General features: G+C 71.6%; 13 protein-coding genes and 1 tRNA gene. 8 read left to right on the top strand and 6 right to left on the bottom strand.

The features are described from left to right. Together IE225_RS26005 and IE225_RS26000 are read left to right on the top strand one after the other, a co-directional pair. A partial coding sequence (locus IE225_RS26005) for a Gfo/Idh/MocA family protein (RefSeq protein WP_229880041.1) occupies positions 1-889 on the top strand: 889 nt, incomplete at its 5' end. A 137-nt stretch (positions 890-1,026) separates the two neighbouring features. Next, on the top strand, positions 1,027-1,629 hold the full coding sequence (locus tag IE225_RS26000) for a GOLPH3/VPS74 family protein (RefSeq protein ID WP_190060045.1): 603 nt from the start codon (positions 1,027-1,029) through the stop codon (positions 1,627-1,629). A gap of 162 nt (positions 1,630-1,791) precedes the next feature. Here IE225_RS26000 and IE225_RS25995 read toward each other — a convergent pair whose 3' ends face one another. From IE225_RS25995 to IE225_RS25985, 3 genes are all read right to left on the bottom strand, one after another. Next, positions 1,792-2,796, bottom strand: coding sequence for a Gfo/Idh/MocA family protein (locus tag IE225_RS25995; RefSeq protein ID WP_190060044.1), 1,005 nt, complete (start codon positions 2,794-2,796; stop codon positions 1,792-1,794). A 65-nt stretch (positions 2,797-2,861) separates the two neighbouring features. Then, positions 2,862-3,638, bottom strand: a complete 777-nt coding sequence (locus IE225_RS25990; RefSeq protein WP_190060043.1) for an SDR family oxidoreductase — start codon at positions 3,636-3,638, stop codon at positions 2,862-2,864. A gap of 123 nt (positions 3,639-3,761) precedes the next feature. Then, positions 3,762-4,919, bottom strand: coding sequence for a phytanoyl-CoA dioxygenase family protein (locus IE225_RS25985; RefSeq protein ID WP_190060042.1), 1,158 nt, complete (start codon positions 4,917-4,919; stop codon positions 3,762-3,764). A 106-nt stretch (positions 4,920-5,025) separates the two neighbouring features. Here IE225_RS25985 and IE225_RS25980 point away from each other — a divergent pair, with 106 nt between their 5' ends. Further along, complete coding sequence (locus tag IE225_RS25980) at positions 5,026-6,069, top strand: LacI family DNA-binding transcriptional regulator (protein WP_190060041.1); 1,044 nt, start codon at positions 5,026-5,028, stop codon at positions 6,067-6,069. On the opposite strand, the gene IE225_RS25975 is transcribed toward IE225_RS25980, so the two are convergent. Continuing rightward, positions 6,050-7,210 carry a Gfo/Idh/MocA family protein gene (locus IE225_RS25975; protein ID WP_190060040.1) on the bottom strand — a complete coding sequence of 387 codons (1,161 nt, stop codon included), beginning with the start codon at positions 7,208-7,210 and terminating at the stop codon, positions 6,050-6,052. The genes IE225_RS25980 and IE225_RS25975 overlap by 20 nt on opposite strands. A 117-nt stretch (positions 7,211-7,327) precedes the next feature. On the opposite strand from IE225_RS25975, the gene IE225_RS25970 reads away from it, so the two are divergent. The 5 genes from IE225_RS25970 (at position 7,328) to IE225_RS25955 (ending at position 11,111) form a co-directional block, all read left to right on the top strand. Then, positions 7,328-8,386 carry a LacI family DNA-binding transcriptional regulator gene (locus tag IE225_RS25970; RefSeq protein ID WP_190060039.1) on the top strand — a complete coding sequence of 353 codons (1,059 nt, stop codon included), beginning with the start codon at positions 7,328-7,330 and terminating at the stop codon, positions 8,384-8,386. A gap of 345 nt (positions 8,387-8,731) precedes the next feature. Beyond that, on the top strand, positions 8,732-9,274 hold the full coding sequence (locus IE225_RS25965; RefSeq protein ID WP_190060095.1) for a MarR family winged helix-turn-helix transcriptional regulator: 543 nt from the start codon (positions 8,732-8,734) through the stop codon (positions 9,272-9,274). Positions 9,275-9,317: 43 nt separating this feature from the next. After that, positions 9,318-9,391 (top strand) — tRNA-Pro (locus tag IE225_RS25960). 230 nt (positions 9,392-9,621) lie between these two features. Then, complete coding sequence (locus IE225_RS33505; protein WP_229880040.1) at positions 9,622-9,984, top strand: effector-associated constant component EACC1; 363 nt, start codon at positions 9,622-9,624, stop codon at positions 9,982-9,984. Beyond that, a complete protein-coding gene (locus tag IE225_RS25955; protein WP_190060038.1) occupies positions 9,981-11,111 on the top strand; it encodes a caspase family protein in 1,131 nt (376 codons plus the stop codon). The genes IE225_RS33505 and IE225_RS25955 overlap by 4 nt, the downstream gene beginning before the upstream one ends. Before the next feature lie 348 nt (positions 11,112-11,459). Here IE225_RS25955 and IE225_RS25950 read toward each other — a convergent pair whose 3' ends face one another. Both IE225_RS25950 and IE225_RS25945 read right to left on the bottom strand, forming a co-directional pair. Next, a complete protein-coding gene (locus IE225_RS25950) occupies positions 11,460-11,867 on the bottom strand; it encodes a tyrosine-type recombinase/integrase (protein ID WP_190060037.1) in 408 nt (135 codons plus the stop codon). A gap of 455 nt (positions 11,868-12,322) precedes the next feature. Then, positions 12,323-12,766 (bottom strand): hypothetical protein, encoded by a 444-nt coding sequence (locus IE225_RS25945; RefSeq protein ID WP_190060036.1) that lies wholly within the window; start codon positions 12,764-12,766, stop codon positions 12,323-12,325. Positions 12,767-12,796 lie beyond the last annotated feature (30 nt).

Genomic DNA, 12,796 nt, shown 5'->3' with positions numbered 1-12,796 from the left:
CGTCGACGGCTGCACCGCGTACGCCGACCCGGCCGCCGCACTGGCCGCCCCCGACGTGGACGCCGTACTGATCGCCTCCCCGGGCCCCGCCCACGAGGACGCGCTGCTCGCCGCGCTCGCGCACGACCTGCCGGTGCTGTGCGAGAAGCCCCTCACCCCGGACGCGGCGTCCGCCCTGCGCGTCATGGAGGCCGAGCAGCGGCTCGGCCGGCGCCGCGTTCAGGTCGGTTTCATGCGGCGCTACGACCCGGAGTACGCCCGGCTCAAGGCGTTGCTGGAGACGGGACGGCTCGGCCGGCCGCTGCTGCTGCACCACCGGCACCGCAACGTCACCGCCCCGCCCGGCTGGACCAGCGCCCTGCTCGTCACCGACTCCGCGGCGCACGAGGCGGACGCCACCCGCTGGCTGCTCGGCCAGGAGATCACCGCGGTGACGGTGTTGCGGCCGGCCGCGTCCGCGTACGCGCCGGACGGCGTCCAGGACCCGCAGTTCCTCCTCCTGGAGACCGACGGCGGGGTCCTCGCCGACGCCGAGATCTTCGTCCACTGCGGCTTCGGCTACCAGGTGCAGGCGGAGATCGTGTGCGAACGCGGCACCGCCCGCATCGGCGACTGCCACGGCATGCTCACCCACCTGGCCGGCCGCTGGGGCGGCACCGTCGCCCAGGACTGCACCGAACGCTTCGCCGAGGCCTACGACCGCGAGGTCCAGGCCTGGGTCGACGCCGCCCGCCGCGGCGGGACCACCGGCCCGAGCACCTGGGACGGCTACGCGGCGGCCGCGGTGTGCGAGGCGGGCGTCCGGGCGCTGCGGGACGGCGTCCGGGTGGAGGTCGACTTGGTGGAGAGGCCGTCACTGTACCCGCCCGCCGTATCTCCCCGACCGTGATCCGGGGCCTTCGGCGGTGCCGGGACGGACCGGCGGCCCCGGGCGGCGGCCGGTGGGCGTGATCACGCTCCGCGGTTCCCGGTCACCGTCCGGCCGGCATCGGCGTAACGTCGCTTGTGACGTCGAGGGGAGCACTCATGAGCACCGCACGAGACCTGGTGATCGTCGCGATGGACGTCACACCGAGCCGGACCGTGACGCAGGGGGATCTGTCGCTCGCGCTCGCCGGGGCCGAGCTGATCGACCTCCTGCGCGCCGAGGCGGTGGCGCTCGCCGGCGACCGCATCGTGCCGCGCCTGACACCTCCTCTCGAGGACCCGCTGCTGGAGCGGGCCGCGGCCTTTCTCCTCAGGGACGAGCCGTACGAGTCGGTCGAGGACTGGCTGTGGCGCCGGGGCCGCGGACTGGCTCGGGAATACGTGACCGCCCTCCGCGAGGAAGGGGTCGTCTCCCGGGCACGCGGCTCCTGGCTCCCCTTCCGCCGCGCCCGGCCGGTGCCGGCCGACTCCTCGGCCCGGCGGCGGGCCGTACACCGCTGGGAGGCCGACGAACCGGTGCTCGTCACCCTTGCGGCGGCTGCCGGGGTACGGGAGGACGTGCCCGAGGACGTCCCGGTGCTCGACGAGGCGGCCCAGACCGTGTTCGCCGCCGTGGTCGACGCCACGACGGAACTGGACGCCGTACGCCGGCGCCGCGCCATCGAGGACGCCGCGTTCGCCAATATCTGGCGCGGCGCGTAGCGGGCGTACCCGCCCGGCCGGGCCCACCGAGGCGCACGGCCCACCGCAGCGCACGGCCCGTCGCGGGGCGGGGTCCTGCGACCCGCCCCGCGGTGAGCCGCGTCGGACCGTGTCGGACGGAGCCGGACGGTGTCGGACGGAGCCGGACGGTGTCGGACGGTGTCAGACGGTGCGGACCTCGTCGAGGGTCACCGGGCGGCGCTCCTTCAGCGACAGGGTGCACGCCTCGGCGATCCAGCCCGCCTCCAGGGCGTCCTCGACGGTGCACGGGGAGGGCCGGGCACCGGCCACCACCTCGGTGAACGCGGTGAGTTCGGCGCGGTAGGCGTCGGCGAAGCGGTCCATGAAGAAGTCGTGCGGGGTGCCCGCGGGGAAGGTCGCCCCGGGTTCCACGGAACGCAGCGGCAGCTTGTCGTCGAGGCCGACGGCGATGGAGTCCCGGAAGCCGTGCAGTTCCATGCGCACGTCGTAACCGCGGCCGTTGTGGCGGCTGTTGGAGACGACGGCGAGGGTGCCGTCGTCGAGGGTGAGCAGGGCGCCGGTGGTGTCGGCGTCGCCGGCCCGCCGGATGTAGTCGGCGCCCTTGTTGCCGCCGGCGGCGTACACCTCGGCGACCTCGCGGCCGGTCACCCAGCGGATGATGTCGAAGTCGTGCACGGAGCAGTCGCGGAAGATGCCGCCGGAGGCGGCGATGTACGCGGCCGGCGGCGGCGCCGGGTCCAGCGTGGTGGACCGCACGGTGTGCAGCGGCCCCAGCTCGCCGGCGCGCACGGCCTCGCGGGCGGCGGTGAAACCGGCGTCGAAGCGCCGGTTGTAGCCGATCTGCACGGGCACGTCCGTGCCGCGCAGGGCCTTGAGGACCTGCACGCCCTCCCGCATGGTGCGGGCGACGGGCTTCTCGCAGAAGACGGGGACGCCCGCCTCGGCGCAGGCCAGGATCAGGGCGGGGTGGGCGTCGGTCGCGGCCGCCACGACGACGCCGTCCACACCGGCGGCCAGGACGGCTTCCGGCGAGTCGGCGACCTCGGCCCCGAACCGCTCGGCGGCCGCCTTGGCGGCGTCCGTGAACGGGTCGGAGACGACGAGCGAGTCGACCGCGTCGAGCCCGGAGAGGGTCTCGGCGTGGAAGGCGCCGATCCGGCCCAGGCCGAGGATTCCGATGCGCATGAGGTGGTGCTCCTTGGGTGCGGGGGTCGTACGGGGGTCGTACGGGGTTGTACGGGGGCGGCGGCTCAGTCGAGGCCGCCGAGGACGTTCTGGTCCCAGTCGATCACCGAGCCGGTGACCACGCCGGAGCGGTCCGACAGCAGCAGGACCACGAAGTCGGCGATCTCGTCCGGCCGGCCGAGCCGGCCCATCGGCAGCCGCGCGGCGGCCCGCTCCTGCCAGTCGTCCCCGGCGCCGTGGAAGGCGCGCTGGGTGGCGTCCTCGCCCTCCGTGGCGGTCCAGCCGATGTTGAGGCCGTTGATGCGGACGCGGTCCCAGCGGTGGGCGTGCGCCGCGTTGCGGGTCAGCCCGGCCAGGCCCGCCTTGGCGGCGACGTACGGCGCCAGGTACGGCTGGCCGCCGTGCGCGGAGGACGTGATGATGTTGACGATCGTGCCGGGCGCCTGCCGCGCCACCATGTCGGCGACGGCGGCCTGCATGGCGAAGAACGGCCCCTTGAGGTTGACCGCGATGTGCGCGTCGAACAGCTCCGGCGTGGTGTTCAGCAGCGTGCCGCGCGAGGTCAGCCCCGCCGAGTTCACCAGGCAGTCGATCCGGCCGTGCGCCGCCACCACTTCGGCGACACACGCCTTGGCCTGCTGGGCGTCGGCCAGGTCGGCGCGGACGAACGCCGCCTCGCCGCCGGCGGCGGTCAGCTCCGCGACGAGCGCCTCGCCGGGCTCCGGCCGCCGTCCGCTGACGGTGACGGCGGCGCCCTCGCGCACCGCCGCCCGCGCGATCGCGGCACCCACGCCCTGTGTGCCGCCGTTGACGAGGACGACCTTGTCGTCCAGAAGTCCCATGCCCCGGTTGTCCTTTCACTCGGGTCGCTCAAGTCGCTCGAGTCGCTCAGGTCGCTCGAGTCGTTCGGGTCGCTCGGGTCGTTCGGGTCGCTCGGGTCGTTCGGGTCGCTCGGGCCGTCGCGGTCAGCTCGCGCGCCGCGCGGCGGCACGGCGCACCGCGTCCCGCAGCCGCTCGGGCGGCCACTCCTCGGCCAGCGCGCGCCGCACCAGGTCGGCCTGCGCGGGCGGGGCCAGGCCGTCGACCGGGGGGTCGCGGTCGAGGTTGGTGGGGAAGGGGTAGCCCTCGGCGCTCGCGGCGATCACGTGCTCCAGCCACGCGGCGGGGGCGCCCTCGGCCCTGCGCCGCAGCAGCACCGGGTAGACGGCGTTCACCACCGCCTCCCGGTCCACCGTCTCCATCGCGCGCCCGAAGGCGGAGGAGACCTGCAGCAGGTTGGCCGTGCGCCGGACGTCCGCCGAGCGGTTGGTGCCGGCGGCGTGGAAGAGCGCCGGGTTGAAGAAGACCGCGTCGCCCTTGGCGAGCGGCAATTGCACGTGGTGCGCGTCGAAGTAGGCGCGGAACTCCGGCCGCCGCCAGGCCAGGTACCCGGGCTCGTAGGTCTGTGAGAACGGCAGGTACATCGTCGGCCCGGACTCCACCGGCATGTCGCAGTGGGCGACGGCGCCCTGCAGGGTGAGCACGGGGGAGAGGCGGTGCACGTGCGCCGGGTAGGCGGCCGCGTCCTTCTCGGAGAGGAAGCCGAGGTGGTAGTCGCGGTGCGGGCGCTGCGCCGCGCCGCCCGGGTTGACCACGTTGACCTGGGAGGTGACCTGGTAGCCGGGCCCGAGCCAGGCCCGCGACACCAGGGCGAGCACGTCGTTGGCGTAATAGGCGGCGAACGTCTCCGGGTCGCGCAGCGCCAGCTTCTCCAGCGCGTTCCACACCCGGTCGTTGGCGCCGGGCCGGGCGAAGTGGTCCCCGGCGCTCACGCCCGCGGCGCGCTGCTCGGCGATCAGCGCGTCGAAGACGGCCGTGGCCCGGTCGACGACCGCCGGGTCGGGGAAGGCGCCCCGGAAGACGACGATGCCCGGGCCGTCGGTGAGCGCCCGCACCAGCTCGGCCTCGAGCGGGCGGCCGGCCTCGAGCCGGCGGGCGTCGTAGACCGGCACGTTGTGCTCCACGGCGCGGGCGTGCGGGTGGTCGGCGGGATCCGTCGCCTGCTCGACCAGCGCGCGGAACGCGGCCAGGTCGCAGTCCTGTGCGGACAGCCAGGCGCGGCGGTGGGCGGAAGGGATGGACATCGTCGTCCCCTTGGGCAACGGGTCGGCACGGCTCTGTCATTCTTGTCCGTACAAACCCCTCGAACAATCAGCAGGAAGCCATCAAAAACCCCTCAAGGAGCCTGGTGTGGGCCACCCTTTCCCGATTCGTGAGATCGCACGTCAGGCCGGTCTGAGCGAGGCCACCGTGGACCGCGTGCTCAACGGGCGGGGCGGAGTGCGGGAGAGCACCGCGCAGGAGGTGTACCGGGCCATCGCCGACCTGGACCGGCAGCGCACCCAGGTGCGGCTGGTGGGCCGCACCTTCATGGTCGACATCGTGATGCAGGCGCCGGAGCGGTTCACCACCGCGGTGCGCACGGCGCTGGAGGCGGAACTGCCCGCCCTGCACCCGGCGGTGCTGCGCTCCCGCTTCCACTTCCGGCAGACCGGCCCGGTGGCGGAACTGGTCGGAATCCTGGACCGGATCGCCCGGCGCGGTTCGCAGGGCGTCATCCTCAAGGCGCCCGACGTCCCCGAGGTCACCGAGGCCGTCGGCCGGCTGGACGCCGCCGGCATCCCGGTGATCACCCTGGTCACCGACCTGCCCGCCAGCGCCCGCCTGGCCTACGTCGGCATCGACAACCGCGCCGCGGGCGCCACGGCCGCCTACCTGATGGGCCAATGGCTCGGCGACCGGCCCGGCAACGTCCTCACCAGCCTCAGCAGCGGCTTCTTCCGCAACGAGGAGGAGCGCGAGATGGGCTTCCGCAGCCTGATGCGGGCCCGCCACCCGCAGCGCGCGCTGGTGGAGATCGCCGAGGGGCAGGGCCTGGACGCCACCCAGTACGACCTGGTCCGCTCCGCCCTGGAGCGCGACCCGGACATCCGCGCGGTCTACTCGATCGGCGGCGGCAACATCGCCACCCTGCGGGCCTTCGAGGACCTCGGCCGCGAGTGCGCCGTGTTCGTCGCGCACGACCTGGACCAGGACAACACGCGGCTGCTGCGCGAGCACCGCCTGTCCGCGGTGCTCCACCACGACCTGCGCCAGGACGTGCGGGAGGCCTGCCACCTCGTGATGCGCGCCCACGGCGCCCTGCCGCCCGCCGGCCCCACGCTGCCGTCCGCGATCCAGGTCGTCACGCCCTACAACATGCCTGCCCACCTGCCTACGGCACCGCTACGGTGACCCACGCGCCGCTCCGCGCGGAGCGCGCCATCGCGTCCAGCACGGCGGCGCTGCGCACCGCGTCCGGCAGCGTGGCGCCGTACGGCCTGCCCTCGGCGACGGAGCGCAGGAAGCGGTGGGCCTCGATCACCTTCAGGTCGTCGTAGCCCATGGCGTTGGCCGCGCCCGGCTGGAACGCGGCGAACTCGCCGTGGCCGGGACCGGCGAAGACGGTGGTGACGGGCTGGTCCTGGTAGGCGGTGCCGCGGCTGACCCCCAGCTCGTTCATGCGGCGGAAGTCCCAGAAGACCGCGCCCTTGGTGCCGTGCACCTCGAAGCCGTAGTTGTTCTGCTCGCCCACCGACACCCGGCAGGCCTCCAGCACGCCGCGGGCGCCGGAGGCGAAGCGCAGCAGGCAGGAGACGTAGTCCTCGTTCTCCACCGGCCCGAGCTCGCCGCCGGATGCGCGGGCGTGGCCGGCCGTGGCGCCGGTGGGGCGGGCCCGCTGGGGGACGAAGACGGCCGTGTCGGCGGTGAGGGAGGCGATGTCGCCGAGCAGGAAGCGGGCCAGGTCGGCACCGTGCGAGGCGAGGTCGCCCAGCACCCCGCTGCCTCCGCGTGCGCGCTCGTAGCGCCAGGTCAACGCACCCTCGGGATGGGCGGCGTAGTCGCTGAAGAGGCGGATGCGCACGTGCGTGACGGTGCCGATCTCGCCCGTGGCGATCAGGTCGCGGGCGTACTCGACGGCGGGTGCGTTGCGGTAGTTGAAGCCGACCGCGCCCTGCACGCCCGCCTCGGCGACCGCGTCCGCGACGGCGCGGGCGTCGTCGACGCCCAGCCCCACCGGCTTCTCGATCCAGATGTGTTTGCCGGCCCGGGCCATCGCCACGCCGATCTCGCGGTGCAGGAAGTTGGGGGCGGTGATGCTGACCGCCTGCACCCGCGCATCGGCGGCCACCTCGCGCCAGTCGCGGGTGGTGGAGGCGAACCCGAACTGCGCGGCCGCCTCCTCGGCCCGGCCCGGCACCTCCTCGGCGACCGCCACCAGCCGCGGACGCAGCGGCAGGTCCGGGTAGTGGTGCGGGAGGCGGGCGTACACCTGGGTGTGCACCCGGCCCATCCATCCGAACCCGACGACCGCGACGCCCAGCGCACGCACCATGACAGCCCCTCTTTTGGACCGGTCCCACTCTGTCCACGTCCACGCCACCCTCCGGGCCCCTGCCCACGCATGTCAACCCTTTGACAACCCGGCCGAGCGTGTGGAACGGTCCACACCATGGCCGCGTCCCCGGCGAAACCGCCCACCATCCGCGACGTCGCCGAACGCGCCGGCGTGTCCAAGTCGCTGGTCTCGCTCGTGCTGCGCGGCTCCGGCCGGGTGCGGCCGGAGAAACGGCAGGCCGTGCTGCGGGCGATGCGGGAGCTGGGCTACCGGCCCAACGCGGCCGCCCGCAGCCTGAGCGAGCGGCGCAGCCTCCCCCGAGCCCTCGCATCCACTCGAGCAGGGCGGACCCCCCTGGTCGGCGTGGTCCTCGACGACCTGCGCAACCCCTGGTTCGTCGACCTGCTCGACGGCCTCAACTCGCTGCTGCACGCAAGCGGTGTGCACATGCTCCTGGCCGACGCCCGGCTCGGCCGCCGCACCGGCCAGGACCCGGCCGGCCCCTTCCTCGACCTCGGCGCGGACGGCCTGGTGGTCGTCGGCACCCTCCCCGACCCGACCGCGCTCGCCCCGGTCGCCGCCCGCCTGCCGGTCGTCGTCGCGGGCGCCCGCGAACCGGTGCTGCCCGGCGTGGACGTGGTCTGCGGCGACGACGAGCGCGGCGCCCGGCTGGCCACCGAGCACCTCGTCGGCCTCGGCCACCGCCGCATCGCGCACGTCGCCGGCACCGGCGCCGTCGGCGAGCTGCGCCGGCGCGGCTTCGAGGCGGCCCTGCGCGCCCACGGCCTGGCGGACCTCGCGCGGGTCGAACCCGGCGACCTGACCGAGGAGGGCGGCCACCGCGCCGCCGTACGGCTGCTCGCCCGCCCCGAGCGGCCCACCGCCGTCCTCGCGGTCAACGACATCGCCGCCGTCGGCGTGATGTCCGCCGCCGAGGAGCTCGGCCTGCGCGTCCCGCACGACGTGTCCGTGGCCGGCTACGACAACACCGGCGTCTCCCGGCTGCGCCACCTGTGGCTGACCACCGTCGACACCGCCCCGCAGGAGGTCGGGCGGCGGGCCGCCCGCTGCCTGCTGGACCGCCTGGACGGCCGCGGCGGACCCGGCCGCGTCCACCTGGCCGCTCCCGCGCTGGAGGTCCGGGGGACGACGGCGCCGCCGCCCGGCGACTGACCCGCACCCTTCGCCGCCCGCGGGGCGGCCGCACCCCGCCGCGCACTCGCGTGGACCCGTGTGGACTCGTGGGCACTCGCATGCGGCCGTATGCAGTCATACGTGGACATATGCAGTCGTGTCGGGGGCGCGGCACTGCCGCGCTATGAGGACGAACCCGGCCACGGCGTGGGCGTCCGCCGCCTGGACCACGTCCACTTCCTCGCGGCCGACGTCGCCGCCGACGCCGACTTCCAGCAGCACGTCCTCGGCGCCCGGCCCACCGGGCGGATCCGCCTGGACGGCGACAGGATCGCCGCCGCCCGAAATGCTTGCGTAAGTCAACTATGCGCTAGACTCGTCGACATGCCGACACCCGAGCCGCCCGACGGCGCACCCGACGCCCCCGTCGCGCCGGAGATCGCCGAGATCGAGCGCGCGCTGACGCGCATCACGTATCTCAGCACCCGCGCCCGGCGGCACGAACGCCTGATGCAACTGGCCGGCGTGCCCCTGGACCGGGCGGCGGTGGCGCTGCTGCGGCACATCGCCGACTCCGAGCCGCTGCGCCCCGGCGAACTGGCCCACCGGCTCGGCGTGGAGGCCTCCCACGTCACCCGCACCGTGCAGCAGCTCGAGCGGACCGGGCACGTCGTCCGCGTCCCCGACCCCGACGACCGCCGCGCCCAGCGCATCCGGCTCACCGACCTCGGCCGGGACGCCATCGGCCGCATCCGCGCCGCCGGCGTCCGCGGCATGCAGGCGGCGCTGGCCCACTGGTCTCCCGAGGACCTGCGGCAGCTCGCCACCCTCTTCCACCGCATGGTCGACGACTTCCTCGCCTACGCCGCCGACGACGACACCGACCGCGCACCGGGCCCGGCGCCGGCATCCGCACCCGTACGGTAGGCTTGATCCGCGTGATCACCGCGGCCCGCCGCGGTGCACGCAACGGGACGTGGCGCAGCTTGGTAGCGCACTTGACTGGGGGTCAAGGGGTCGCAGGTTCAAATCCTGTCGTCCCGACGGGAACATCGCTCCGAAGCCGCAGAGGAGGGCCCTGTTTCACTACGGTGAGGCAGGGCCCTTGATCGTTTCCGAGCCCTGTCGTGTCACATTTCGTCACAAGCCCTGATGGCGATCAGCCATCACCGTAAGGCGTCAGCCAAAGTGTCCGATTGCGCAGGTGGCCTGCGCCGCTCGGAGGGCAGGATGCCATTGTGTCAGGTTCATCGCGACCACGGCCGGGGGGGCGAATGCACGTTGTGGTTCGGATCGAGAGCGAGCGTCAGGAGGAAGACCTCCGGTCGCTGGACGGGTGGTTGCGTCAGGAGCCGACTGTTCGACGAGCGGCTACGGTTTCGCTGCACACCCGGGCTGCGGCACCCGGATCCATGGGTGGTCTCATCGACAGCCTTGGCCTGATCACCAGTAACGGGTGGAGTGCGGCGTCTTTCGCTCTCTCCCTCGTGACCTGGCGGCAGACCCGCCCACGGCCTCCGAAGATCATTATTAGACGTGGCGACGTAGAGATCCGCCTGACGGACGCGACCGAGGAAGAAGTCCGTCGGCTGGTGGACGCATTGGAGCAAGCGGACGAGACCTCCTCCCCGTCATGAGCGCCCTGCCCGACCCGGCTCTCTCACGGGCTGTGCTTGCAGGCGTCAGCTGCTATTCGAAGCTTGAATCCCTGCCAGCTGTCGCCAACAACCTCGCGGATCTTGCAACTGTCCTGATGAGCCCGCTCTCGTGGGAGTTGCCCGCCGAGCACTGCACGGTCGTGGCCGAACCGGATACCTCCCATGACCTGCTCGACCCGATAAGCAGCGCAGCCGAGGAGGCTGAGGACACACTCCTGGTGTACTTCGCGGGGCATGGCCTTCTCGATGGGCGAGGCGAACTGTTCTTAGGGTTGCCGGGCTCGATCCAGGGTCGTAGCCACACAGGGGTCCCGTACCAGGCACTCCGCGAGATCCTCATGGACTCTCGTGCCCAACGGCATGTGATCATCCTCGACTGCTGCATGAGTGGACGAGCCCTCGGAATGATGGGCGGGCAGGATCTCCTGGCCGACCAGGCGGAGGTCGACGGGAGCTACCTGCTGGCAGCCTCGCCGGAGAATGGCTTGGCCCTAGCCCCACCGGGCGAACCCCATACAGCCTTCACCGGAGAACTGCTGCGCCTCGTCAATGAAGGCATCCCTGGTCCAGCTCGTGAGTTGGACCTGGACGCCGTCTACCAGCACCTCAAGCGCGAACTTGCCGCGCAAGGCCGGCCCATTCCGCAACGACGTGCGCGCAACACCGCAGGGCGGATCATCTTGGCGGACAACATTGCCTTCGATCCTGCTGCTGCCGCCCGGGCCCAGCGCGCCACCGAGGCAGTGTGGCCCGAGCCAGCCAACTGCCATACGCCTCGAGCCTTCATCGAAGCGCTGGCCCGTGTCAGGGCGGTCAACGGCTGGACGATCCCGGAGGTGAGTCGGCGAGCCGCCGCACCCGTTTCACCCGGGACTATCAGTGCGCTGCTCAATCGGACGACCATGCCCCGATCATGGAAGACGATAAGCCTCTATCTGCGAGCCTGCGGCCTCCCTGAGGAGCAGGTCGATGCGTGGGAAGCCGCCTGGCAGCGACTGCGAACGCTCGAACAAGCTCAGTCTGTCACTCCAAACCCAGCACCCGTTCCCTCCCCACGCCGCAGCTGGCCAGCGAGATTGATCAGGAGGAAACGAGACAGTCGGTGAGATGACCTGGGTCAGCGACTCGGAGAAGGCGAGACCGTCGACGGATGCGGCGTCGTCCCCTGGGCGTTCGAACCTTGCGAGAAGAATCCCAGCCAGGCACCCACTATGAGCAGTCCGACCACGATGATGCCCGTGGCCGATTTCTTCGCCGACTTCCCCTTGCCCGTGGACCGGTTCACCCAGTGACCGGCCCGGTAGTACTGACCGGGACGCCCTGCCACCCGTACACCCCCGAGTGTATCCGTACGACGGACTGCCCGCCGCAGTCACAGAGTGTCGCAGCCCAGAGCGTGGCTCGGTACCAGATAGGCCGAGACTGACTGATAACCGACACCACCCACGTCAGGGTCACGTCCCATCAGCCGAGAAGTTCACCCAGCTTGTCCGAGCCAGCCCTGAGGCTCTGAGGATCAGGGTGGACGTAGACCCGCTTGGTGAAAGGACGTAGACCCGCTTGGTGAAAGACAGGTCGCTGTGTCCGGCCCAGGCCGGGACGACCGTGTCGGGCACGCCGTTGTTGGCCATCCAGGACAGGCAAGCGTGACGAGTGTCGTAGAGACGGACGCGCCGGCCGTTGTGGGTCTTGGGCTCCTTTTCAACGACGGTGTTGCGAAACCCCTTCGGCTGTCGCCGGTCGTAGACGATGGTGCGGGTATTGCCAACGGCGACTGTGCCCGAGCCGATCAAATCGACGTCCTCATTCCACCGGGCGCCACAGACCTCGGCGGGATGCTCGGCGATGAGCGTGAGGAGCATGACCCCGAAGATCCGGTCATGCAAGATCGAGGCCAGATACTCGCATCCTCACAAGTCAGCGACACCTTTCTGCTGTCAGGGCGTCAGTTCATCCCATTCCGCTGAATGGCCGGGGTTATAAGCTGCTTCAGTAAGGTAGCTGACAACGAGCCGTATGAGACGCGCTCGCCGGCGGCGCTGAGGCTGGAGCGCTTCGGGCACCTCAACTACAGGACGACTGCGGTCCGGTGGGGCGCCGCTAGCCCCGATAGGTGGTCGAGAAACAATTCTTGTGCGACATGGGCTTGCACAGCCCTTGAGCCTTATGGGCTTTCCCTTCCTTCCTTTTGCCGTCATGCTGCCGCGGTCTCCCTGTGCGTCAAAAGCTTCGCATGCCGACTCCATACCTCCGCTGGCACTTGACCCGAGAGAGACAAGTAAGAGCACGTCAATTAAGGGAGGAAAGGAGAAAGTGGTCAGTGCTTGAACCAACGATTCTGGGGGGTGAGCCTGCGGTGCCACGGCCCTCGAAGCTGCTGGGCGAGCTCTTTGACCTGCTTACTGAGGTGATCCTTGGTGAGAGGCTTGGTGACCGACTCCTCGATGTCGCTGTGCAGGGCACAGAGGAGTTTCGTCGACGCCTTGTGGCCGAAGAGTCGAGCATCGGCCTCGACTGACGCACGGTTGTCGAGTACCTCTTTGCGGATCTTCTCAAATTCTGTGGTTGCACACGCGCCTTCGTTGGGGTGATCACTGCTGGGCGCCGCGTGGGCCAACTGCAACAACCGGCTGACGTGGTCTAGGTACTGCTTGGAGAGGTAGCCGACCCGGGCACGGGAACGCTCGAAAAATGCGCCGATCGCGGCGCCAAGTCCCAGAGCGACCAGGCTTCCAAGCGTGGTGAAGAAGATGTTCCACATAGCGCACAGTGTGCTCGGCAAGCGTGGGAA

Source organism: Streptomyces echinoruber (assembly GCF_014651135.1).
GTDB lineage: Bacteria > Actinomycetota > Actinomycetes > Streptomycetales > Streptomycetaceae > Streptomyces > Streptomyces echinoruber.
Note: the sequence above shows the minus strand (reverse complement) of the source record. Positions and strands in the feature narration are given on the sequence as shown.